Origin of the sequence: Photobacterium kagoshimensis (assembly GCF_050337045.1) — a bacterium.
GTDB classification, from domain to species: Bacteria; Pseudomonadota; Gammaproteobacteria; order Enterobacterales; family Vibrionaceae; genus Photobacterium; species Photobacterium kagoshimensis.
Genome location: NZ_JAKJSO010000014.1, coordinates 81215 through 105215 on the forward strand (window position 1 = coordinate 81215; position 24001 = coordinate 105215).

At 44.2% G+C, this 24001-nt stretch carries 28 protein-coding genes; 20 read left to right on the forward strand and 8 right to left on the reverse strand.

Annotated features, from left to right (window positions below; all coding sequences use genetic code 11):
* Window positions 1-2 precede the first annotated feature (2 nt).
* Window positions 3-362: a diacylglycerol kinase gene (locus L4C35_RS12560; RefSeq protein WP_428463190.1), complete on the forward strand. Its 360-nt coding sequence runs from the start codon at window positions 3-5 to the stop codon at window positions 360-362.
* A gap of 163 nt (window positions 363-525) precedes the next feature.
* Here L4C35_RS12560 and L4C35_RS12565 read toward each other — a convergent pair whose 3' ends face one another.
* The 4 genes from L4C35_RS12565 to L4C35_RS12580 form a co-directional block, all read right to left on the reverse strand.
* Window positions 526-1482 (reverse strand): nickel/cobalt transporter, encoded by a 957-nt coding sequence (locus L4C35_RS12565; protein ID WP_428463191.1) that lies wholly within the window; start codon window positions 1480-1482, stop codon window positions 526-528.
* Between the two features lie 16 nt (window positions 1483-1498).
* Window positions 1499-2152 (reverse strand): DUF1007 family protein, encoded by a 654-nt coding sequence (locus tag L4C35_RS12570; RefSeq protein ID WP_428463362.1) that lies wholly within the window; start codon window positions 2150-2152, stop codon window positions 1499-1501.
* 211 nt (window positions 2153-2363) lie between these two features.
* On the reverse strand, window positions 2364-3152 hold the full coding sequence (locus L4C35_RS12575; RefSeq protein WP_428463192.1) for a DUF4198 domain-containing protein: 789 nt from the start codon (window positions 3150-3152) through the stop codon (window positions 2364-2366).
* A gap of 60 nt (window positions 3153-3212) precedes the next feature.
* Window positions 3213-3524, reverse strand: coding sequence for a hypothetical protein (locus L4C35_RS12580; RefSeq protein WP_428463193.1), 312 nt, complete (start codon window positions 3522-3524; stop codon window positions 3213-3215).
* 207 nt (window positions 3525-3731) lie between these two features.
* Between L4C35_RS12580 and L4C35_RS12585 the strand changes: the two genes are divergently transcribed.
* From L4C35_RS12585 to L4C35_RS12595, 3 genes are read left to right on the forward strand one after another with little or no spacing between them, the layout of a single operon-like run.
* Window positions 3732-3980 carry a FeoA family protein gene (locus tag L4C35_RS12585; RefSeq protein WP_428463194.1) on the forward strand — a complete coding sequence of 83 codons (249 nt, stop codon included), beginning with the start codon at window positions 3732-3734 and terminating at the stop codon, window positions 3978-3980.
* A gap of 4 nt (window positions 3981-3984) precedes the next feature.
* Window positions 3985-6480 carry a ferrous iron transport protein B gene (gene feoB, locus L4C35_RS12590; protein ID WP_428463195.1) on the forward strand — a complete coding sequence of 832 codons (2496 nt, stop codon included), beginning with the start codon at window positions 3985-3987 and terminating at the stop codon, window positions 6478-6480.
* Window positions 6473-6667, forward strand: a complete 195-nt coding sequence (locus L4C35_RS12595; RefSeq protein WP_428463196.1) for a FeoB-associated Cys-rich membrane protein — start codon at window positions 6473-6475, stop codon at window positions 6665-6667. Before feoB ends, L4C35_RS12595 begins: the two co-directional genes overlap by 8 nt.
* 59 nt (window positions 6668-6726) lie before the next feature.
* On the opposite strand, the gene L4C35_RS12600 is transcribed toward L4C35_RS12595, so the two are convergent.
* On the reverse strand, window positions 6727-7581 hold the full coding sequence (locus tag L4C35_RS12600; RefSeq protein ID WP_428463197.1) for an alpha/beta hydrolase: 855 nt from the start codon (window positions 7579-7581) through the stop codon (window positions 6727-6729).
* A gap of 832 nt (window positions 7582-8413) precedes the next feature.
* On the opposite strand from L4C35_RS12600, the gene L4C35_RS12605 reads away from it, so the two are divergent.
* From L4C35_RS12605 to L4C35_RS12680, 16 genes are all read left to right on the forward strand, one after another.
* Complete coding sequence (locus L4C35_RS12605) at window positions 8414-9214, forward strand: winged helix-turn-helix domain-containing protein (protein ID WP_428463198.1); 801 nt, start codon at window positions 8414-8416, stop codon at window positions 9212-9214.
* A 2-nt stretch (window positions 9215-9216) separates the two neighbouring features.
* Window positions 9217-9723 (forward strand): FidL-like protein, encoded by a 507-nt coding sequence (locus L4C35_RS12610; RefSeq protein WP_428463199.1) that lies wholly within the window; start codon window positions 9217-9219, stop codon window positions 9721-9723.
* An 844-nt stretch (window positions 9724-10567) separates the two neighbouring features.
* A complete protein-coding gene (locus tag L4C35_RS12615) occupies window positions 10568-10846 on the forward strand; it encodes a BMC domain-containing protein (protein WP_048899356.1) in 279 nt (92 codons plus the stop codon).
* 20 nt (window positions 10847-10866) lie between these two features.
* Window positions 10867-11151, forward strand: a complete 285-nt coding sequence (locus tag L4C35_RS12620) for a BMC domain-containing protein (protein WP_048899357.1) — start codon at window positions 10867-10869, stop codon at window positions 11149-11151.
* An 11-nt stretch (window positions 11152-11162) separates the two neighbouring features.
* Window positions 11163-11441, forward strand: coding sequence for a BMC domain-containing protein (locus L4C35_RS12625; RefSeq protein WP_048899358.1), 279 nt, complete (start codon window positions 11163-11165; stop codon window positions 11439-11441).
* Window positions 11442-11502: 61 nt separating this feature from the next.
* The gene (locus L4C35_RS12630) at window positions 11503-13173 is read left to right on the forward strand and encodes an acetaldehyde dehydrogenase (acetylating) (RefSeq protein WP_428463200.1); all 1671 of its coding nucleotides are present in this window, start codon (window positions 11503-11505) and stop codon (window positions 13171-13173) included.
* Window positions 13174-13197: 24 nt separating this feature from the next.
* Complete coding sequence (locus L4C35_RS12635) at window positions 13198-13455, forward strand: EutN/CcmL family microcompartment protein (RefSeq protein WP_428463201.1); 258 nt, start codon at window positions 13198-13200, stop codon at window positions 13453-13455.
* 13 nt (window positions 13456-13468) lie between these two features.
* A complete protein-coding gene (locus L4C35_RS12640) occupies window positions 13469-14611 on the forward strand; it encodes a 1-propanol dehydrogenase PduQ (protein WP_428463202.1) in 1143 nt (380 codons plus the stop codon).
* A gap of 94 nt (window positions 14612-14705) precedes the next feature.
* A complete protein-coding gene (gene cutC / locus L4C35_RS12645; RefSeq protein ID WP_428463203.1) occupies window positions 14706-18113 on the forward strand; it encodes a choline trimethylamine-lyase in 3408 nt (1135 codons plus the stop codon).
* 104 nt (window positions 18114-18217) lie between these two features.
* On the forward strand, window positions 18218-19192 hold the full coding sequence (gene cutD, locus L4C35_RS12650; protein ID WP_428463204.1) for a choline TMA-lyase-activating enzyme: 975 nt from the start codon (window positions 18218-18220) through the stop codon (window positions 19190-19192).
* Window positions 19193-19201: 9 nt separating this feature from the next.
* Window positions 19202-19849, forward strand: coding sequence for a BMC domain-containing protein (locus L4C35_RS12655; RefSeq protein ID WP_428463205.1), 648 nt, complete (start codon window positions 19202-19204; stop codon window positions 19847-19849).
* Window positions 19846-20499, forward strand: a complete 654-nt coding sequence (gene pduL / locus L4C35_RS12660; RefSeq protein ID WP_428463206.1) for a phosphate propanoyltransferase — start codon at window positions 19846-19848, stop codon at window positions 20497-20499. The genes L4C35_RS12655 and pduL overlap by 4 nt, the downstream gene beginning before the upstream one ends.
* Before the next feature lie 11 nt (window positions 20500-20510).
* The gene (locus L4C35_RS12665) at window positions 20511-21239 is read left to right on the forward strand and encodes a hypothetical protein (protein WP_428463207.1); all 729 of its coding nucleotides are present in this window, start codon (window positions 20511-20513) and stop codon (window positions 21237-21239) included.
* Between the two features lie 50 nt (window positions 21240-21289).
* Window positions 21290-21700 carry a DMT family transporter gene (locus tag L4C35_RS12670; RefSeq protein ID WP_428463208.1) on the forward strand — a complete coding sequence of 137 codons (411 nt, stop codon included), beginning with the start codon at window positions 21290-21292 and terminating at the stop codon, window positions 21698-21700.
* Window positions 21694-22023, forward strand: a complete 330-nt coding sequence (locus L4C35_RS12675) for a DMT family transporter (protein WP_428463209.1) — start codon at window positions 21694-21696, stop codon at window positions 22021-22023. Before L4C35_RS12670 ends, L4C35_RS12675 begins: the two co-directional genes overlap by 7 nt.
* A 186-nt stretch (window positions 22024-22209) precedes the next feature.
* The gene (locus L4C35_RS12680; RefSeq protein WP_428463210.1) at window positions 22210-22434 is read left to right on the forward strand and encodes a DUF1496 domain-containing protein; all 225 of its coding nucleotides are present in this window, start codon (window positions 22210-22212) and stop codon (window positions 22432-22434) included.
* Between the two features lie 79 nt (window positions 22435-22513).
* On the opposite strand, the gene L4C35_RS12685 is transcribed toward L4C35_RS12680, so the two are convergent.
* From L4C35_RS12685 to L4C35_RS12695, 3 genes are all read right to left on the reverse strand, one after another.
* Complete coding sequence (locus L4C35_RS12685) at window positions 22514-22678, reverse strand: hypothetical protein (protein WP_428463211.1); 165 nt, start codon at window positions 22676-22678, stop codon at window positions 22514-22516.
* Between the two features lie 314 nt (window positions 22679-22992).
* Window positions 22993-23298, reverse strand: a complete 306-nt coding sequence (locus L4C35_RS12690) for a DUF406 family protein (RefSeq protein WP_428463212.1) — start codon at window positions 23296-23298, stop codon at window positions 22993-22995.
* A gap of 168 nt (window positions 23299-23466) precedes the next feature.
* Window positions 23467-23817 carry a DUF3316 domain-containing protein gene (locus tag L4C35_RS12695; protein ID WP_428463213.1) on the reverse strand — a complete coding sequence of 117 codons (351 nt, stop codon included), beginning with the start codon at window positions 23815-23817 and terminating at the stop codon, window positions 23467-23469.
* Window positions 23818-24001 lie beyond the last annotated feature (184 nt).

The window sequence follows — 24001 nt, forward strand, 5'->3', positions numbered from 1 at the left end:
ACATGAAACCTGGTGCTACCGGTATTAAACGCGTGATTGACGCGACGGGTTACTCCATTAAAGGCTTAAAAGCTGCTTGGCAACACGAAGCTGCATTTCGTCAAGAAATCGTATTAATGGTATTGATGACAGCAGTAACCTTTTTCTTACCTGTCACTAAGCTAGAACAAGTCGTAATGATTGGCACACTATTTATTGTGGTGATTGTTGAGCTGCTGAACTCAGCGATTGAAGCGGTTGTTGACCGTGTGGGCTCTGAATATCATGAGCTAAGTGGTCGTGCAAAAGATATTGGCTCAGCGGCTGTATTTGTTGCACTTACCTTAGTCACGGTGACATGGGGTTTGATCCTATTTGCCTAAACGTGCAATCCGCTTTGCTTTACCAAGCGATTAGCTAAATAAAAAATCCCTAGTGTTGGCTAGGGATTTTTTTTATCTGTCGAAATTGCCTGTTGTGCTATGCGTTTTATTTGAACTAGGCATTTCATTAGATCTATGTATTTCATCTGAGTTATGTCTTACATCAGAATACGGTCGACATGCCAGGTACTTGTGATTGCAGCATCACCATCCCCAGGATCACCAATGCAACCCCTCCAATGATTTGTATGGCAGGACGAAGGCCTGAGATCATCGAAGAGCGATGAAGTGTTCTGTTTAGATAGAACTGGACCAGCTTCTTACCACTGATTGTCATCATAGCAAGGGTTGATGTGGTTATCGCAGTGCCTACTGCCATGACCATCGCGCTGATCACCCCAAGCCAATACATGTCGACCATATTGGCAAAAAGCAGCACCATAATGGCACCAGTACACGGACGAATACCGATACTGGCAATAATGCTCACTAGTTCTTTTTTCGATGTTGCCTGATTCATGCTAGCGGCTGAAGCGTGATGGTGACAGCATGCCTGTATGGCACTATCTGCGGTCTTTTGGTGTTTATTAGCTGCTTGCATTTGCCATATAGTACGAAGACTTCGTGTGATGAGTCCAAGCCCTAATACAATTACGGCGTAGAAACTCAAGGTGACAAAGGTATCGGCATGAGCACTAATATCACGCATCGAGGTCTGGTAGATAAAGCGCAAAATAGAAACGAGACTGATCGCGACAACCGCCTGCATAAGTGCCGACAGTAGGGTGATCCACAAGCTGGCTGCCACTTTGGCTGGATGTGTCGCAACATAGGTTGAAACGATCACCTTGCCATGACCGGGGCCGAGTGAGTGCAACACCCCATAAAGTAGGCTTAAACTGACTAAGCTAATGCCAGCCGATAACGGTTCGGTTTTCGCATCAAACAGCAACTCACTCAAAGTGTTATAAAGGCTGCGTTGCCACTGCATGCCTGAAAGGATCAGCGAAGGCCATGCTTGCCATAATAGATAGCCAGTAAAACCGCACAGACTTAACACGGTAAGCAAGCCATAAACCGAAAAGAGCCAATGAGCGACAGAAGAGCGGGTTGATTGCATTTGACGAGACCTCGGCTTAGCCCTTTGGTTGACAGGCGATGGTGACAGTTTGCGTAAATAGCTGGCCTAGTGCGTTATCTGGGTCGGCATCAGCAGGTAGCGACATCGCGTAGCTCATTTGTTCTGCGGTTGGGTTTGGTTTAATCACCTTCACTTGACAGTGCTTTTTCAGTGGCTCAGCAAGGCTGATATCGCTGCTTGCTTTCCATGCCAGATCTACATAATAACTGGGTTCAAATACGCGTAATGCTACTGGCTTTTTGGGTAGCGGTAGAGGTGTTGCAAGAGGTAGCTCAAAACTGAGGGTGATTTTCATTCTGTCTTGGCTTAACGATCCGCCTGGTGAGACCTTATATTTGATCGGTTGCTCATTTTGGTAGAAATAGGTGAAGTAGTGCTCTTGCAACAGGTTTTTCATGACTGAATCAGCTATTGCTTGAAAGGTCGCAGTTTTATTTTCTGCTGACATATCTTCACCATCAAGCATATAAGCAGAGGTCATGGCATCAAATGTCCACTGCATCTGAAACCCTGTGATATGGGTATTTGTACCTAGAACCTGAGTATGAATATCAACCCAAGAGTGGGGATGAGCGCTAGATACCGAAGGTGCTATACACAAAGTCGCTGTCAGGAATACTAAAAATCGGCGACGGAGTTTGACAAACAAAGGAGTAAGAATAGAAGGTAAAGGCAGCTTTTTCATGACACCGTTATCATTGGATTTAGTTTGATGTGGTATGTTACTTTATCACATTTACGACAATGAAACGCTGAACATGAAAAAGAAAACGGAAGACAAGCTTCCGTTTATTCTTTGTTACTGTCTCAGCTATCAAAGCTTAGTTTGATAGCCGTTACTCAGTGAGGTTGATATTAGATTAAAGCGCTTTAGCTTGTACCCAAATAACAGCATCTTGAGAAAGCTCTTTGCCTTTGTATTCAGTATCAGGACCCGTACCTAGACACGCAAAGCCCCATGTTCCCGCTTTTGGTAGGCCAAAAGTAAATACGCCGTTATCGTCGGTGAAGGCCACGATTGCTGATTGAGGTGCTTCGCGGTAGTTGGTTTTACCGAAGGCATTTTTCTCAAGGTTAACATCTGTGTTTACAAACTCAATTTCACACTCAGCGCCCGCGACGGGCTTGCCGTTGCTAACGACTTTACCGCTGAAAGTACCGCCAGCGAACACTTGGTAAGGTTTATTCAACGGTAAAATTTCAGTTTGAAGGCCTAATGGTTCTTCCCAACCTGTTGGCATAGCCCCTTTGTTTACAAAACTTTTGGTGATCTGCTGAATGTAAACGTCTTCGTTCTTCTCATAATACGGTGTAGGTACTACAGCAAAGATGTAGTCACCATTACGCTGTACTTTTACATCTGCTTGGTACGCTTTTGCTTTGTTTTCTGGTCCCTGCCAGCTAATTTCTTTTAGCTTAGCCATTAGGTCCGTGCGCTTATCTTTGAATTGCACGAAGAACTCGAGTGGTTTCTCCATATCCATAACATGACCATTTTCCATTGGGTGTCCAAACACCAATTTCATGTCTAGCGTTGCAGGATTAGCCAGCTGCATTTCAGGTGTGTACGCCATTTGGAAGTGAGCGTGGCTGGCGGCTGAGAAAGAGAGAGCAGCGGCACTTAGAACGGCTAGAGTCGTTTTTTTCATGATCGTATTATCCTTATAGATTTATCAGACTTGGGCTTGTATCGAGAAATTATTCAGCTGTTATTCGACAATATTTTTGCTATCGATAGTGATGAGGTGGCCAGGACCCGCGTTAAATTCAACGTGGTAAGCTGATTTAGGTTTGTCGAATTCAAACTCACTGTCTTCATTCATTTTGCCTTTCACGACTAATTCATCACTGTCATTAATGACCTTTATTTCTACCCCAGTTGCAGACGAACCATCGGAAAAGCCACCTTCACAAAGTACCGTGCCATCGCCTGAGTCATAGCATGAGCAAAGGGGAGTATGAGCGAGTGCAATCGTTGGAGTGAAAAGGGCTGCAATAAGTGCCAATTGTTGAAAACGCATAGGGTATTCCTTCAGGTTATTTTGTTTCAGCCTCTCGCTGAACTGATGGCAGGACTTTAAAGGAACTCGTAGTTAAATTCTGCTTCATTTGACATAAAATTGATCGTGATCACCTTAATGATAATTATTTTTATTTGCAGTTGTGTTTGTGTTTGAATATCCGTAAATTCAACAGATTATGCCTTGTCTCTCATATCGATTATAAAAATGAAACTTGACCAACTACGTCCTGAACAACACGCTATTATTCTCCAGCACCATGCTGAAGGTGCCATTCGACAGAGACTGATGGATCTTGGGTTACATCCTCAAACTTTAATTAAATTAGTTCGTTATGCGCCGTTGGGGGATCCTCTTCAAGTGCGGGTTGGGCGTGCAAGTGTCAGTTTACGGATAGCAGAAGCCAAAATGGTATCAGTTGAGTTAGTGCAAAACTGCGCTGGAAGTAAGGAGTAGCTGAATGACTGTTTTATTGGCAGGACAACAAAATGCAGGCAAATCTACGCTTTTCAATATGCTTACAGGTGCGCGTCAACATGTCGCCAATTACCCTGGTGTCACGGTTGATAAGAAGAGTGGTGTCTTTAAGGTTTGCAATAAAACATACAGTCTTATTGACTTGCCGGGTACCTATAGCTTATCCAGTTTTTCTCTTGAAGAGCGGGTGACAAGGCAGGCACTGACAGACCTTAAACCAACCGCTGTGCTGAATGTGCTCGATGCGGCAAATCTATCTCGCGGCTTGAACTTAACCATGCAGTTGATTGAGCAATCTCAGCCGCTTGTGCTCGTTGTTAACATGATGGATGTCGCGCAATCGGAAGGTATTAGCATTGATGCTAAGCTGTTGTCGCAACGCCTTGGTTTACCTGTTGTTGAAACAATAGGGAAGCAAGCCCGTGGCAAGCAGTTAATTGCGGATGCCATTCCAACGGCAACAGTAACTCAATTACCTTATTCATTGCCTAAACTCACTCATAGTCAGCAGCAGTTAGTGGCTTTGTTAGCCGAGGAGCATGCTGACTTTGCTCAACCTCTGGATTGGTTAGCTTTACGATTATTAGAGCAGGACACCGCAGCGGAAGAGCAAGTACAAGGGACATTATCGACAGAGCAGTGGGATAAGATCTCGAATTGGTTAGATGAACATATAGATAGCCTGACCAAGTCGCTAACGATGTCCGTCAGTGATTATGTGATGACTTGCCGAAATGGTTTTATTCAGCAGCTGTTGCAGGATGTTGTGCATGAGGCCACACCAGATAAAGAAACCAGAACAGAGAAAATTGATCGCTGGGTGCTCAACCGTTATATCGCGCCATGTGTTTTGCTAGCGACAGTATTTCTTATCTACCAGTTATCCATAGTGTATGGCTATGAGCTGACCAATTACACTTGGCCTTATTTGGCCGCCGCCCGTGAATTTATTGCAGGCTTCTTACCTGCAGCTGGTTTTTTACATGATCCTTATGTGCGCTCTATGGGGTTATGGATTGTCGACTCGGCTAACACGTTATTAAATTATGTCCCTATTTTCTTGATCCTATTTGGCTTAATTGCTGCGTTAGAAGATTCTGGCTACATGGCGAGAATTGCCTTTATTGTCGATAAAATTTTGCACAAATTTGGGCTGCATGGGCAGAGTACTTTGCCTTTGATTCTCAGTGGTGTGTTTGCTGGTGGTTGTGCGGTTCCTGGGATTATGGCAACGAAAGGGATCCCCGATCATCGTGCACGATTAGCCACCATCTTGACCGTGCCATTTATGAATTGCTTGGCAAAAGTGCCGCTATATACGCTTTTAGTCAGTATTTTCTTTGTCGAACATAAAGCCTTAATGATGTTCTACATCGCGACCATTACGATTATTGCCGCGCTTTTAGTGGCTAAGCTACTAACCAAAACGGTGCTAAAAGGAACAGAAACCGCTCCTTTCGTGATGGAGCTGCCGCGCTACCACATGCCAACCCTGCGCAGTGTGCTAACGCGTGCATTTGAACGTACCTGGGTGTATATCAAAAAGGTTGGCACAATCGTGATTGCTGTTTCTGTGGTGATCTTCTGTCTACTCCAATTTCCAGGTGTGCCTGATAGCCAGCAACAAACGTTTGAACAGCAGGCGTCTAAATCAATTGATCGCTTTTACAGCAAGCTCAAAGGCAATCCATATCTCGATGATGTACCTGTTGACGAGTTACCCGCACTTGTAAACTATTACACAGACTTTAAACGTGCGAAATTGAATGCGACTAACCCAGCCGCTTCTAAATCGGTCAACCTTGCTTTCTCAGATCGTAATAGCTTGTTTTATCCTATGGTTGTTCCACCTAAGGGCGATAAAGCAGCGAAAAAAATCAGTCGTGAGCTGCGTAAGTTAGCGTCTGCACGTAAGAAAATTCGTCGACAAATGAAAGAAGTGCGGTTAGAGACATCATTACTTGGTCAACTAGGCCGATCAATGGAGCCTGTTACGCAATTTGCGGGCTTTGATTGGAAGATTAATGTGGCTCTGCTCTCTTCCTTTGCCGCGCGTGAAAGCAGTGTTGCAACACTTGGGGTATTGTTCCAGCAAGATGATGACAGTAATGACACGCTTGAAGCACGAATGAGCTCAGAAACAAAAGATAAAGGTAGTAGTGATCTCTCTGCTGTTGCTGTGATTTTGTTCTTTGCTTTATATCCGCCATGCTTAGCCACTATGATCATGATCCGAGTGCAAACAGGGCAATATCGCTGGATGTTACTCGCGATATTCTTACCTACTGGCTTAGGATTTCTGGTGGCAACGACGGCATATAGTATAGGTAATATGTTGATGTTATCTGGCATCGCGATGATGTCTTGGATCTATGGTGCGAGCCTCGTTGCGTTATTATTGGTCGCTTGTAGCGATACATTAAAACGCTGGGTGCAACACCTTCTTCCCACTCAGAAACTAAGGAAGCTCAATGGATAATGTGAATTCGGCGCTTGTGAGTGGTGGAGCCAATCATTGGTATGATCTCGCCTTAGTTGGCGGGGTTATCATTGTTGCAATTTACTATCTTTACCGAAAGTTATGGAAGAAAAAAGGGGAGTGTGGCAGTTGTGATAGTTGCGCCAGCCGTTGTCCTTCGAAGCCTCTAAACAAAGATCGCCCTTAAGCCAACCATAGCTCTTATGCTTAATAACGACCGCTGAACAGCGGTCGTTTTATATTCGGCTAGTGTGAGCCTTGAGCGGCAATGTGTTGGCTAATCCATTGTTTAACATCTTTCAGTACGGCAGCTTTTTCTGGCTCGTTAAACAGTTCATGGTATAAGCCATCGTACTGTTTGAGTGTTTTATCTTTACTTGAAACAGTATCCACTAAAAACTTGGCCCCTTGCGGATTGACCAAGCGATCTTGAGTACCTTGTAATACGAGTATAGGCAGCTTGATACGGTGACCATCTTGCGCGACGTCTCCCATTGCCAGCTGTATTTGGCGGCTCAAGCCTGCTGTTACATTGCCTGCATGTACGAGTGGATCTTGTTGGTAGCTATCAATCACCTTGTCATCACGACTTAGCCCTTTTATATCAAGTGCAACAGCAGGCAATGTTGGCGCTATTGCCGCTATGTATTTTCCCAGTGTAATCAGAACAGGCGATATTTGTGGTGGTGGCTGAATGGCAGGAGCCGAGAGTATTGCGCCGTCTATCTTGTTTTGGTGCTGAATAAGATAAGTCGAGGTGATTAATCCTCCCATACTATGCCCGATAAGATAAAGCGGGCTATTGGGATGGGTTTGTTTGACATGGTCAACATAGCTATCGAGCGTATTGATAAACTCATCAAAATTACCAATGAAAACTCTTTTCCCTTCACTTTTTCCATGGCCAGTATGATCAAAACCATAAACAGCAATATTAAGGGGAAGCAAAGTTTGTATAAGGTTCTGATAACGACCTGAATGTTCACCTAAACCATGAACGATGATGACAATAGCATGTGGGTGATTACCGTCAGGGTGCCATGATTGGGTGTAGACCTGCTTACCCATGGTATTGGTGAAAAAGGCTTCATAATGAGTCATTTATCTATACGTCTATGCTGTTCAGTTAGTGAAATAGTATAAGTGGACTTTTGTTTTCGGCAAAGAAGACTTCGTCTGAAATACTTAGTGAAGTGGAAAGAGTATTATGTGGCGATAGGTTTGATATGAGGTGATGTTACTTCTTACTTGATAATCAAGGCTGTTCATTTTGGTGCATATTGAAATGATTTGCCATTGAATCTATAATGACGCCGTCAATGGATGACAGAGTGTCAATAAGGGAGTGAGAGTTAAATTGTAATGTGGATTTAGTGAAATGATGACGACTTGGTTTTGGTTAGGTTACGGTTTTTTTGTTGTGTTTATTGCAGTGCTTGCAGCTATTGATCTAGAGTCTGACTCTGGTTGTTTAAAAGTGAGTGGTTAGCTTAGTCAAGCTAGTCGACTTATGATTTTTTGCTACATTCCTTCCTCATCAGCCTGGTGTTCTTGAACTTTTCATCACCTTATTTGGCTGATCTCGGTGTAAAACGTGATTCCTACACGTGTATAGATCTTTGGTCTTAAGATCTAAAGTGTTCCCTTAAGGTATAGTTTTAGGTCGATATCCGCTCATTGATTTAAAAGTATTTGTGCTAGATGTGATTTAGTTGACAGAATGGTAAATTACACACTGGTATGACAAGTATAAATTGATCTAAATCATACTGTTAAATCTGTGGGATATTAACATCAGACATGACTATAAAATGAATAGTTATTATCGATACTGGATATGTTTGCTGATTGTAATAACGGTAACTATCTTGTTTTTTTGATAACAGAAGTAACAAAGCAGTTTGATTGTTTTAGACGGATTTTAACTTAAACGATGAAGTACAAGATTAATGGTTTTCTTTATTATGATGCAACAGATGCAACATTAAGCATTGATGATAATGGTACTTCGGATACGCATCTTTCTATAACTGCTAATGCGTTACTTTATTTTTTATTCCAACACCCTGGTGTCATTACGCGCGATGAGATAATGCAAAAGGTTTGGGATGATAATGGTTTAACGTCATCAAATAGTAACCTCAACCAATATTTAAGTTTACTTCGCAAGTCTTTTCGAAATTATGAGATAGACAATGTTATTGTCACTATTCCGCGAGGAAAGTTAGAAATTAATAAAGAATTGGTTGTTGAGGTTATCGATGGCAACCAATTACACCCTCTGTTTTCTACTCAAGATGAAATAACCCCACCGGTTAATAGCGCTGAATCGGCTAACCAAGCGTTGCCAGAGCAAACAGAAGAGCAAGAGCGTAACTGGATGATGGCCAGTGCAGTACTGTTTACAGCGGCTTTGGTACTGCTGTGGACAGCGATTATCTCTGAACGTTCTATTAATATCGTCCAGCTTAACCAAGTTTCTTCGGGGTTATGTGAACTGTTTTCTAATGAAAAAATGATAAATAGTGAGATGGGGGAAAGTTATCGAAATAGTTTTGATGCTGTCCGAGAGAAGCTAGGTTTAGAGTGTAATGAAGATCGGCGATTTATTTTTTACTATAGCGATAAGTTTAAAAATAAAGGATTAGGTCGAACATTTATGGCGCAGTGTGCAAAGAATGAAAATAACCCTTACGCCTATTGTGATAACTATTTTTACTACTCTTGGAAATAAGCATGCATTCAAATAAAAGTGGCAAGATATTTTTCTTTTATGCGCTTATTCTATTTTTACTTTGTACTTTACCTTTTTTATCTAAAGTGATGCCCGAAAACAGTGGCGAGATGAAGTGCACAGCACGTGCCATCATGCATTTCGAAGATACTGAGACCGAAACCGTTAATGTGAATGTTTATTTTCATTTTGCCGTCGGTGGGAAAGGCTCTATGGTTGTAGAAGGCTATTCTGATTCAAAAGCAGGCTGGTTATACCTTCAACGCTATGTAAAGTTTGAATACTACAGCCAGCGTGTATCTGACTTAGAGCGAATGTACAAAGTGAAAAGTTGGTCGGCGAGTAAATCCTCTATTGATGAATCTCCAGATGTTGTTTTTGATTACTTTATGCGTGAGATGTCGGACAGCAACCATGCATTGCAAATTCAGGTACAACAGCTAAATCACGACACTGTGTTGCTCAGTTCAATCAATTCGCCATTGTTTGTGTGTTCAATAACAGACTAGCGCGAGTGAGCCCTAGCGTCGGTACCTAATCCACCCTCTTTATCTAACACCTAGCCCACCGCGATTGTCGTGTGGGCTTTTCTTCCTTTGCTTCCTATCTTGATTCACTGCTCTCTTCTTAGCCTCTTCGTATGCTTACGGCTACCACTACCACTTTACAACTTGTCCTGATGGCCGCAGTTCTAACTGAGTTAGCGGTGGTTTCAATCAGTAATACCTGTCTGGATAAGTAAGTGTTCGGATGATTTTAACCCGCAAGAGTGATCAGTTATTTAGCGTAATTGGTTAAGCATGGTTTGAGTCTTGGTAGATCAGGATGAGTTAAATGCAGTTAACCTTTCCATTGCTTATTCTCCTTCTAGGCGTTGAGCCTAACAAGTGACGATAGTGCACTTTTCCTTAGTGCGCTAATAACGCTGAATAGCTCTGCCGTTGTTCGCCCCTTCAGACTTCTTTTTGCTAAATCTGCGCACTAACTAATGGCAGGGTTCTGCTTAACTTCACACTTCTATTTGTTAATAACGTTATAGATAAGAACCATTTTCAGTTAGGTCTTTCATGCTATCTAAATCGCAAAGATAGGCATAAATCCTATTTATAGTGCGTTGTGGAAACATAAAAAACAGGATTGATCTGTAAATAAGGCCATAAATAGCCCCCTTACCTGGAGTAATTAACTAAATATCCCATCCGTGCGGAGTAATCTGCCATTTTGATTTTTGCGGGGATATAGTCGTTTCGAGGTCGCTAATGGCTTGTTTTATTTTGTTTGATCGCAGCAAGCCTCCTGCTTTTTAGCCACCTTCCAATAACAATATTTAACCCAGTAACGGAGGAATCAAACATGGGTGATGCTTTAGGTTTGATTGAAACAAAAGGTCTTGTGGCATGTGTTGAAGCCGCGGATGCAATGTGTAAAGCCGCAAATGTAGAGTTAATTGGCTACGAAAATGTCGGTTCAGGTTTAGTGACAGCCATGGTGAAAGGCGATGTGGGTGCGGTAAAAGCAGCAGTTGATTCTGGTGTTGAATCGGCACAGCGCGTGGGTGAAGTGGTGACATCTCTTGTGATTGCTCGACCACATAATGATATCGACAAAATTGTAATTAAACATAAAGCCTAAGGCTAACAAGGAGTTTGGCGATGAAAGATGCATTAGGACTTATCGAAACCAAAGGTTTAGTTGCATGTATAGAAGCTGCGGATGCGATGTGCAAAGCCGCAAACGTTGATCTGATCGGCTACGAAAACGTGGGTTCAGGTTTAGTAACTGCGATGGTTCGTGGTGACGTTGGTGCGGTAAAAGCAGCGGTTGATTCTGGCGTTGAGTCTGCACAACGGATTGGTGAAGTCGTGACTTCGCTAGTGATTGCTCGTCCACATACTGATATTGAGAAAATTGTTTCTCAATATACCATGACTGAATAAAGGAAAATCCTATGAAAGACTCACTAGGTCTTATCGAAACAAAAGGGTTAGTTCCAGCAATTGAAGCTGCTGATGCTATGTGTAAAGCAGCAAACATTGAACTGATTGGCTACGAAAATGTGGGCTCTGGTTTAGTGACTGTGATGGTGAAAGGCGATGTAGGCGCTGTAAATGCAGCGGTTGAGTCTGGCATCGAAGCCGCTCAAAAAGTGGGCACTGTGGTATCACACCGTGTGATTGCTCGTCCACATAACGACATCGAAAAAATTGCCTCTCAACACCGAGCATGAGGATAGTCCTGCTGGCTAGGCAATGCCTCGCTAGCGGGAAGTAAGATGAAGGATTATGGTCATGATGTTAGATAAAGATTTGCAGTCCATTCAAGCCGCGCGTGAGTTGGTGAAGAATGCGAAACAAGCTCAGCGTCAATTTGCGAAGTTCACACAAGAACAAGTCGATAAAATTGTTGCTCATATTGCCGCTGAAGCTGCCCGCCATGCTGAACCGTTAGCGAAGTCAGCCCATCAAGAAACAGGCTTTGGTCGTTGGCAAGACAAGGTACTTAAGAACCTGTTTGCTTCAACCCAAGTACACCAACATATCCGCGATATGAAAACCGTGGGCATTATTGCTGACGACTCAGCGAATAAGGTCATGGAAGTGGGTGTACCACTTGGTGTTATTACGGCGTTAGTACCGTCGACTAACCCAACCTCGACAATTTTCTACAAAACATTAATCGCGTTAAAAGCGGGCAATGCCATTATTTTCTCGCCACACCCGAATGCAAAAGTGTGTAGCCAACAAGCGATTGATGTTGTTAAACGCGCTGCATTAGAAGCGGGTGCGCCAGCGGGTATTGTGGATGGTGTTACACAGCTAACCATGCAAGCAACGGAAGCACTGATGAAGAGCAAAGATGTGTCTTTGATCTTAGCGACTGGCGGCGAAGGCATGGTACGTGCAGCGTATGCTTCTGGTACCCCAACCATCAGTGGCGGCCCTGGTAATGGCCCTGCATTCATCGAACGCAGTGCGAATATTCCGCAAGCGGTGAAAGATATTATCACCAGTAAAACATTCGATAATGGCGTTATTTGTGCGTCTGAACAGTCGATTATTGCTGAGCGTTGTATCTACGACCAAGTTCACCATGAACTCATTCGCCAAGGTGCTTACCTGATGAATGAGCAAGAGTCCGATCAGCTTGCTGCTATTTTACTGCGTCCAAACGGCATGATTAACCCTGAGTTAGTCGGGCAGTGCGCGCTGACACTCGCTGAGAAAGCCGGTTTTACCGTGCCTGCGACAACAAGCGTTTTGGTGTCGCCACAAACGACTGTATCGCCACAGAACCCATATTCTCGCGAAAAATTGTGCCCTGTACTAGGCCTGTATGTTGAAGATGATTGGCATGCCGCCTGTGATCGCGTAATGGCACTGCTAACCAACGAAGGTATGGGTCACACCCTGGTTATTCATACTCAAAACCCAGAGATTGTTCGTGAGTTTGCGCTAGAAAAACCTGTATTCAGAATGCTAGTGAATACGCCTGCTGCTCTTGGCGGCATAGGTGCAACAACCAATATTACCCCTGCGTTAACGTTAGGTTGTGGTGCACTTGGTGGTGGCTCTAGCTCTGATAACGTAGGCCCGATGAACTTACTGAATATCAGAAAAGTCGGCTATGGCGTGCGTTCTATCGAAGAGCTTCGTCAACCTACCACCGTAGCTGTTTCAGCCCCTGCTTGTGAGCCAAGCTACAGCACGCATGTTGAACCTATTGCGCCAGTGGCTGCGACTGTCGCTCCGACAGCTAAGCCTGTCAGCATTTTTGAAGATACACGCTTCACAGGTTCAGCTGTTGCGCCAACAGTAACTACGCCAGCTGCTTCAAGCGCGATTACCTCAAACCAAGGTGATGATCGTTTTACAACAGCGGTAAACCCTGCAAATGACGAAATCAATGAAGCGCAAGTTGAGCGCATCATTAAACAAGTCATGGGTCGTCTTGCGCCATAACACTGATATGAAGGTGGTAAGAATATGATTCTTGCAACAGTTACCGGGCACGTTGTCGCGACCCAAAAAAGTGATGAGTTACGTGGTTCTAATCTACTGCTTGTGACTGCCCTTGGTGATGACTTAGAGCCCATTAAAGATCGCACTTATGTCGCGGTTGATAGTGTAGGTGCCGGCATGAATGACCAAGTGTTAGTGGAAGAGTACTTCGCGCTTCATAAGCATGACTACAAGGCAATGTCGATAGTCGCCATCGTAGAAAAGATCCATCAAGGTCGATAGGAAAGGCAGAAACATGAATGAATTTCAGATCAAACCCGCGATTCAATTTGGGGCGAATGCACTCAATAAATTGAGCGCCTTACCAGGCCAACGCGCTTTGATTATTACTGATCAAGCCATGGTCAAGTTTGGTATCGCAGATATGGTTAGCCAGCATTTGCAGGCGAACCAGATGGTGGTTGAGCTGTTCGCTGATGTAACGCCAGATCCTGACTTGTCGGTGATTGCCAGTGGCATGAAAGCGTTTGTTGCAGCGCAACCTGACGTAGTAATTGCTGTGGGTGGTGGCTCTGTTATCGATGCCGCAAAAGGGGTGATTTATACCTTATCGCAAGGGGGTCAGTTAGCGCACAAACCGTACTTCGTTGCGATTCCAACGACCAGTGGCACAGGCTCTGAAGTGACAGCCTTCTCAGTGATTAAATCAAACACTGAAAAGTGGGTTGTAGTTGATGAATACATGCTGCCTGATCTGGCGATCCTTGACCCTGCTCTTGTGAAGTCAGTACCTGCTGCAATTACTGCCGATACTGGGATGGATGTGCTGTGTCATGCGCTAGAAGCGTATGTCTCTAATCAAGCATCTGACTTTAGTGATGCTTTAGCAGAGAAAGCCGTGCAGCTTGTTTTTTCCCATTTGCTGGACTGTTACCGACAAGGTCATGACCTGCAAGCGCGTGAAAAAATGCATAACGCCTCGTGTATCGCTGGCATGGCATTTACCAATGCGTCGTTGGGGATAACCCACAGTTTAGCTCATGCGCTGGGGGGCAAATTTGGTGTGCCACATGGCCGTGCTAATGCCTTACTGATGAGTCGAGTTGTTGCGTTTAATGCTGATTTCACTGGTAGCTGTAATACCGATGCCGCGAAGAAATACACGCGATTAGCGGCATTACTTGGTTTACCAGCAGCAGACTGCCGTGAAGGTGTTCATAGCTTGTTGGTCGCGATAGATGTACTACGTGAACAACTGGGCTTAGCGGCCAATATTCAGGCCTGTGGTATCGCCGAGTGTGACTTTAACGCAGCAATGGCTGCGATGGTAACGCTGGCGGAACAAGACAACTGTACCCCAACCAGTCCGCGCTCTGCGAGTGCAATAGAACTGGAAACCTTGTATCGCCAAAGCTTTGTATCGGCATCGCTAACGTAATCGCAGTGATGTAAACGCTGTTACGTATTTATCCAATATTCGAGTGGCCAGTGTTGCTGGCCACAATGAAACAAAATAGTAGGAGAGGCTAACAATGGCCAACTATTCTTTAACGCCACGCGTAAAAATGCTGGCAGAAAAGTTACTTGCAAAAAATAGCTCTATTAATTCAGAGCGCGCAACGATTTTGGCGTCTATCGGTGAAGATATCGCAGGTATGCCACCGCTAGTGAAAAAAGCACAACACTTCAGCCAACTCATGTCAGATCTGCCGCTATATATCGGTCAAGATGAGCTCATTATCGGTAGCCAATCATCAGCACTGCGTGGCGCGATTTTCCATACAGAAGAAGAACTAAACAGCCCATCAGTCTTTGGTTTTTTAAATAGTGACTCGACCCAAACCCCAGATTACATGACAGTGATCAGCACGGGTCTAAAAGTGCTAGAGCAGCACATGGAATCGCGTCTTAAAAATATTGGTAGCGCGATCAGCCGTAATGGCATGGACGAAGTTAACCAAGGCAAAGCCATGCTGCTTGCTTGCAAAGGTGCTGAAACCCTAACGCAACGTTTAGCGGCAGAATTAGAAGCAAAAGCAAGTGCAGAGAGCCATCCATACCGCAAGGCAGAACTACAAGAAGCGGCTGCGACATTGAGTCATATTCTGGGTCAACCTGCACGCACATTTAAAGAAGCATGTCAGGCGTTCTACTTAATTCAATTGATGATGCACCTTGATAATGGCGGTTACGCTGTCGGTCATATCGGTTTCGATAAAGCGCTGTACGGTTACTACCAACGTGATATCAATGCAGGCGTGATCACGGCAGAGCAAGCTTACGAAATCGTCGAGTCTTTATGGCTAAAATTGGTTGAGCTGTCTGAAGTGCGTGCCGATGTTGCAACAGCGGGCTACCCAATGTTTGACTGGTTAGTACAAGGCGGCCAGATGACGGATGGTCAATTGGTACAAAACGAACTGTCTGCAATGCTTTTGGCTGCACGCAATAACCTAGCAAGCTTGAACAACGCGTTACAAATGCGCTTATACCAAGGTGGCGCTGTTGCTACTACTGAAACATCGTGCTTTGCCGCTGCAGCTGAGTGTGATGTGAAAGAAATGGAAGGCCTAACGCCACGTATGCAACGTCTACGTAGCAACTACCTAAAAGCCCGTCCAAGTGTTTCAATTTACCGTGCTCAAGCATTCACTGAAGTCACCAAAAAGCATCAAGGTTTACCGCTGATTTTATTACGTGCGAAAGCCTTCCGCTATGCCTGTGAAACGGCACCGCTACTGATTCAAGATGATGAACTTATTGTTGGTCATCCATGTGGTAAGCCTCGTGCTGGTGCATTCTCACCAGATATCGCATGGCGTTGGGTGCGTGATGAGCTCGATACCATGAGCACGCGTGCACAAGACCCGTTTGAAATTTCAGAAGAAGATAAGCGCATTATCCGTGAAGAGATCGTTCCTTTCTGGGAAGGCCGCTCATTGGATGAAATTTGTGAAGCGCAATACCGCGAAGCTGGCCTATGGGACTTCAGTGGTGAAACTTTTGTCAGTGATTTGTCTTACCACCAAATTAACGGTGGTGGCGATACCTGTCCGGGTTACGACATCTTACTGTTTACTAAAGGTATGAACGGTATTAAAGCGGATGCTGAAGAAAAACTGGCATCGCTAAGCATGGAAAACCCAGACGATATCGATAAGATCTACTTCTACAAAGCATCGATTGAAACGTGCGAAGGTGTTATTGCTTACTCGCACCGTATCGCAGCACACGCGTTGGAATTAGCAGAGAAAGAAACCAACCCACAACGTCGTGCTGAGTTATTAACGATTGCGCAAACAAACGAAAACGTACCTGCTAATCCACCTAAAACACTGCAAGAAGCGCTACAAAGCATCTGGACTATTGAGTCGTTATTTGAAGTGGAAGAAAACCAAACAGGTCTTTCTCTAGGGCGCTTAGACCAATACTGCTACCCAATGTACCGTGCTGACATTGATTCTGGCCGTTTAACAGAAGAACAAGCGCTTGAAATGATGCAAGCCTTCATCATCAAGTGTGCAGAGCTGATGTGGATGTCGAGCGAACTGGGTGCGAAATACTTCGCGGGTTACCAGCCGTTCATCAACCTAACTGTCGGTGGTCAGAAGCGCCAAGGCGGCGATGCAACCAATGATCTAACGCTAATGATTATGGATGCCGTTCGCTACGTCAAAGTGTACCAACCATCGCTAGCGTGTCGTATTCATAACCAATCGCCACAGCATTACCTAGAAAAAATTGTTGATGTAGTGAAAGCCGGTATGGGTTTCCCTGCGTGTCACTTTGATGATTCGCACATCAAGATGATGCTACGCAAAGGCTACGACTTTGAAGATGCACGTGACTACTGCCTAATGGGGTGTGTGGAACCTCAAAAATCAGGCCGTATTTACCAATGGACCTCAACAGGTTACACCCAATGGCCGATTGCGATTGAGTTTGTATTAAACCGTGGTCGCATGGTGTTGTTTGATAGCTACCAAGGCCTTGATACTGGCGATTTAAACCAAATTCACTCATTCGAACAATTCGAGCGAGCAGTGAAAGTGCAAATTGCTCACATCATTAAATTGTCAGCAATTGGTACCGTGATTAGCCAGCGTGTTCACCGTGATGTTGCTCCGAAACCACTGATGTCTCTTATGGTTGAAGGCTGTATGGAGCAAGGTAAAGACGTTGCTGCGGGTGGTGCTGTTATTAACCACGGCCCTGGTTTGATTTTCTCTGGTCTAGCCACTTATGTCGATTCAATGGCTGCTATTCGCAAGTTGGTATTTGAAGATAAGAAATACACCTTAGAGCAAATGCGCGATGCGATGCTGGCTAACTTTGAAGGCTTTGAAGAACTTCGCCGCGACTGCTTGAACGCACCGAAATTTGGTAACGATGACAACTACGCCGATGAGTTTGCTTTGGATATTACCGAGTGGACAGAGCGCGAATGTCGCGATTACCAAATGCTGTACTCAACAATGAGCCACGGTACTTTATCTATCTCTAACAACACCCCAATTGGTGAACTCACCAATGCGACGCCAAATGGTCGTTTAGCATGGATGCCACTATCAGATGGTATTAGCCCGACGCAGGGCGCTGATAAGCATGGTCCAACCGCCATCATTAAATCAGTGAGCAAAATGAACGTTGAAACCATGAATATCGGTATGGTGCACAACTTCAAATTCCTGAAAGGCTTGCTTGATACTCCTGAAGGGAAAAACGGTTTGATCACCTTGCTACGTACTGCATCAATTTTGGGTAATGGCCAAATGCAGTTCAGCTACGTTGATAACGAAGTCTTGAAGAAAGCCCAGCTTGAGCCAGAAAAATACCGCGATTTGATTGTTCGCGTGGCGGGCTACAGTGCTTACTTCGTTGAGCTTTGTAAGGAAGTTCAAGATGAAATTATTAGCCGTACGGTTTTAGAAAAATTCTAACCCAGCACTAAGGGGGTGAAAGCCCCCTTACATAAAACACCACTCAGCCTGAGCAATAGCAAATATACACAGGCAAATGCGTAAGCAAAGTGAGGAGAACAACAATGACTGGGATAGCGCAAGTGAGCAATGAGACCGAATTGAAAGGGCGTATTTTTAATATTCAAAAATACTCCATTTATGACGGTGATGGGATCCGTACGCTGATTTTCTTTAAGGGCTGTAATTTACGTTGTGACTGGTGCGCCAACCCTGAAGGCTTGAGCAGCAAATTCCAAGTTATGGTTAGCCACGACAAATGCGTGCAGTGCGGAAAATGTGCCGATGTTTGCCCTGCTGGCGTTCACCTGATGTCGACGGATGCCAATGGTAATCAAGTCCATAAAGTGGACCGTAATGTCGATTGTATCGGTTGTCGTAAGTGTGAAGAAGTCTGTATGGGCGATGCACTCGATATCATGGGCAAAGATGTCACTGTACCAGAGCTGATGGAAATCATTATGCAAGATTATGATTTCTATATGTCTTCTGGTGGTGGTGTCACCCTTGGTGGCGGTGAGCTGAGCCTACAAACGGATTTTGCGGCAGCACTGCTAACAGAATGTAAAAAGCAGATGATCAATACCGCCATTGAAACCCAGGGTACAACCAGCCTTGCCAATTACGAAAAGCTAGCTAAATGCGTCGACTTGTTTTTGTTCGATATTAAGCAAATCGAAACCAATCAGCATCGCGAGTTATTAGGTATAGGTAATGAAGGCGTAAAACGTAACCTTGAACGTCTGGTTGAGCTTGGCGCCAATATTGTTATTCGTATGCCACTGATCCGAGGTCACAACGATTCGTACGACTCGATCACGGGCGCATTTGAATACGTCATGGACTTGGCTAAACGCGGTAACGGTAATATCCAGCGAATCGATGTTTTACCTTATCACCAGTTTGGTAAGACGAAATACGACAAGCTCGACATGATTTATCCCATCACTCAAGACCTTGGTTATAGCGAAGAAGAGCTGAATAAGCTGAGTGACTTCTTCACCCAGTTTGATTTCGATATTCGCTTGGTTCGACATTAAGGAGACATTATGACGATAAGTCTTGGGGTGATAGAAACCGTTGGCTTAACTGCCGCTATTCATGCCGCAGATGCAGCATGTAAAGCCGCAGGGGTGAGTTTAACGGGGTATCGAAAAGCGGGATCTGGCTTAGTTTCCGTTTACTTTGAAGGGGAAATCAGTGCGGTAAAAGCAGCGGTTGATAGTGGCCTTGATGCCATTCGCGAGCAGTCTGCAAACAATATGGCACTCGTGATGGCAAGGCCTGATAGCAGTGTGCTAGCCATGTTGGCCCATGGCCCAATTTTGCATGCTGAAGCTGAGCAGAAAGTACCCGTTGAAGTAACCGCTAAACAGACTTCGATAGAAGAAGAGGTAAAACCTGAAGTAACTATGATGGATGAAGCTAAGCCTGCGACATCAGTAAAGGTTACAGACGGTGATAATACAACAATTGCAGCGAACCCACTGTCAGATGCCCAGCCTGCGGAGGCAACTGAACCCAAGGTTCCAACAGCAATGGAGCAACAAGCCGCAGTCTCTATGTCTTCAGACTCTAAGTCTTCAGACTCTAAGTCTTCAGAGTCATCGGAAGGATCAGTAGAGAAAGCAGCGCGTAAGCCTGCGACATCTCGTCGTAAGCGAACAAGTAACAAGTCGCAGGGAAGTAAGAAATGATTAACTCGGCATTAATGAATGAAATCCAGCAACGTTTACCTGCTTCGTCGGTATGGCCTCAAGCTGTGCCGCTGGCAACGTCAGTTGGTATTCCAACAGGGGTGTCTAACCGCCATGTACATCTGTCTCAAGCGGATATCGAAGCGCTCTTTGGTGCGGGCTATCAGCTTAAACCGTTGAAAGAGCTACGCCAACCTGGTCAATTTGCCGCACAAGAGTGCGTCATGGTTGTTGGGCCTAAAGGTAGCTTAAGCAAGGTACGTGTACTTGGCCCAGCAAGAGCGGAAACTCAGCTCGAAGTATCAAAGGCCGATTGTTATGCCTTAGGTATTAAAGCGCCAGTACGTGAGTCTGGTGATTTATACCAGTCAGCTGATGCACTGCTGGTGGGTACGGCAGGACATGTCAATCTGCAATCGAAAGTGATCTGTGCGCAGCGCCATATTCATATGTCACCGCAAGATGCCTTGGTATTAGGGGTGGAGCACGGTCAAAAAGTGCGAGTAAGCGCAGGGCAGCAATGTGGCTTGGTGTTTGAGCAGGTTGTTGTTCGTGTCGATAGCCGCTATGCCCTTGAATTTCATATTGATACCGATGAGGCCAATGCTGCTGGTATTCGTTCGGGTGATGCTGTTTATCTGGTGGATTAACGGAGTGAGTCATGGACGAAAATAACCTTAATGAACAAGGTATTGATTCCATCGTTGAGCAAGTGTTAGCCAAAATGGGGAAGTCGACCTTAATCGTTTTGACTGCCGCAAATGGCTATCACCATGAAATAGCGACACAGCTTAGTACATGGGAAGGGGTGCGTTGGCAAGTATTGGCTAATTCAAATCTAACCAAGGAATTGGCGGCAGTGCAGCATTTAGGGCCTCAAGTTCATTGGAATGGTGCCAATCCATCGGTTTGGTTAAGTCAGTATGAGCAGATCCTCTTTCCTTATTTGGATTTTGCCACGCTAGGTGAAGCCAGTAACGGGATGTATTTAAGCTCGGCGGCAGTCTTGTTGCAGTATGCGCTGATGAAAGGCATGCCAACATACGCATTGGATTATCAATGTGATTTGACCAGTGAACTCAACCAACTGCTAGGTCTATCTAGCAATACGGCAATGTGTGACAGGTCGAAAAGGCAATTAATACAGCTTACGGAGTGTGGCGCAAACATAGGGTCATTAATCGACATTAAAGCAGCAATGCAAGGAACGAAAGTACCAAGCAAAGCCATGCCTGAGTGTGACCAACAACATGTATCTGCCACTGAACAGTTATCGGGATATATCACCTTAAATGAGGTGAAAAGCAAAGGAGTGAATGCTTATACGCAGCAAGACAAGCTAACGGATCTTGCTGCGGAATATGTCAAAGAACAACAACTATTACTGTAACAATTTTATCCAATCGTAAGACAAAATTTAAATTAAGCTAGGAGCTGAAAATGTCTGAATCTGTAAAAAAATGGCTGTGGATGGCGCTGGTTATTGCGTCTGAAACCTCGGCAACATCAACCTTGAAAATGTTTGATACCAGTGTTGGTTTTACCAAGACAGCACTATTAGCGGTTATCGTTCTACTTTATGTGGTGTGTTACTACTCATTGTCTCAAGCCGTTAAATACTTGCCTGTAGGCCTTGCGTATGCGACATGGTCTGGCACAGGTATTTTATTGGTCTCTACGTTAGGCATGGTTTTCTACGGCCAGCATCCTGATATGGCTGCCATGGTCGGAATGGCAATTATTGCTAGCGGTATCATTATCATGAACCTATTTTCAAAAATGGGTGAAGAAGAAGCGGTTGAAACTGAAACAGCACCAACAATGCAAAAAGAAGGAGAAGCACAATGTTAAATGCAGGCGTATTATGGTTAGCGTTGTCTATCTGTTCTGAAATTACAGGTACATCTTTTATTAAGAAAACCAATAACTTCCGTAAGCTTGGCCCTTCAATTTTGGTTATTAGTGCCTACAGTATTTGTTACTTTGCATTGACAAAAGCGATGGGTTATATCCCTGTGGGTATTGCTTACTCACTATGGTGTGGCTTTGGTATTATTGGTGTAACACTTTGTTCTATGGTGCTTTACAAACAAAAGCCTGATCTACCAGCCATTATCGCAATGGGGCTGATTATCACAGGTGGTATCATCATGAACATGTTCTCGCAAATGTAATCAACAAACGATTGCAAATGAAGTTAAAGCCGACCGAGTGTCGGCTTTTTACGTATGGCTAACCTGTTGTTATTGTTGCAACAAAGTAATCTAGCGTGCGCTGTGATAGAGTGGTGTTATCTCGTAAAAAATAATAACAGGTCAAATACCATGAAAGGGATAGTGATATTACTGGGGGCGTTATGTATGAGCGCTTCTGTCCAAGCATTAGAGAGCAAGACGGTTTCGACTGGGACGAAAGCTAAAGTACAGCTTGATGTGCAAGGGGTCGGGCAGCGAGTGTGTTTTTATGATGATAAAGCGTATTCGTTAGGCTCTGTCATTAAAGTTGAAAGTGTCTTACTGGAATGTTTACCCGAGAAAAAATTTGAACAAAATGGCGCACTGTGCTGGCACAAATTAGGTGCGTAAATATTAAGGTATTACTATTCTCGCGATAGACGTAAAAAGCAGTGATAGTGCCACTGCTTTTTACATGAACTTGGTTGGATTAGCGAATTACGCGGCCTGTATTTGGCGCTAGCTTACCCGTACCACCTTGGTGATGTGTCGTCGTTACGCCCATTTCATTCATTAGCAATTCTTTCATTGCTGCCGCTTCGCGATCGTTACTTGGCTTCCAACTCGAAATCACTTTTGCCTTGTTAGTCTTCATAAAAGCATCCCTTTTTAAATTAAAACTAGAAATTTTTATAATGCGTCAGTGTGCATAGTCTGATTTTGATTTTATACAAGTCTGAGATAATTTCCAGTATTTAATTCGCATAGCGAATTTGAGCTTTTATTCGTGACTGGATGCTTTTGTTGGGTTTTTATTCAGATTTAGAGGTTTACTTTGCAGAAAGGGTTTGAGGCGGTAGATAAGTAATGTATCAACGATGAAAATATAATCAGGTGCAAAGAATGGTAATTTTTAAACACCTGATTATCCATCATCCCTGAGAGGGATGTTTTCGTGGTGGACTTTGATTATTTTGCTAGAGAGCGGCTACGTAATTCAAAGATAAGTTTTTCAGCACTGCATTCAAATTCAATGCGAGCGGTTAGCTCTTGGCTTTCTTCTGAAAGCGGTGTTGTTTCGTGCTTGAAGTTTGCGTTTACTTCTTTAGCTAGTGCTAGATAGTTGTTGAATTCAGCAAGCAATGCAGTTTTACCATTGGCAAAGATTTTTACTTCAGCAACATCATCATTTTCTTTGATTACGAAGCCCATTTCAGCTGATACACCACAAGCTTCACACGCTTGGTATTCTAAATCTAGATCTTGGTTTGACATGACTTTATATCCCCTTTGGTTTTATGGGCATAGTGTAATGTCTTGGCTGGCTGAGTGCTATGGGATATTGGTGAAAAATAGGATTGTAAAAGCTGAATATTCATCCATTGGTGTTTAAGTGGTGAAAAAAGAGCCCGAAAACAGGCTCAAATCGTAACATTGAAATGACTAGCGATTATTAGCTTCGCGAATGTCGTAGCTATAGCCGACATTCACGACAGCGCGGTATTTGACATCCCCTTGAGCGGTTGAAAACTCATTCACTTCAATTTGCGAGTCATCAACTTGAATAGAGTTTGTTTTAAGGCCGTACTCATAAATCCCTAGCGTTCGTTTTAGTTTTTTAGGCGATGATTGTTCGATGTTAGAAGCAAATTGTCTGCCTAGTTGGTAAGCGCCTTCACGGGAATCGCTGACCCCTGCTGTTAGGTTTATGTTTTCTTGTTTAGAGTCCCACGAAAAAGCGAAAGAGCTGCTGCTAATCAATAATGTTGCGAGTGCTATCAGTAACTTGTTCATGATTAATCCTCTTTTTGTATCACCATGTTCTGCTTACAGACGAAGAGTGTGTTACTACATCAGACCAGAAGCCGAGGCATAACTTTCATAGCGAGGGGTGAAAAAGAAAACTATTTACGATGGTTGCTAAAGCACAAGGCGAAAGCAGGTGTGAGATATTGGTGTCTAGAGAGAAAGTGAATAC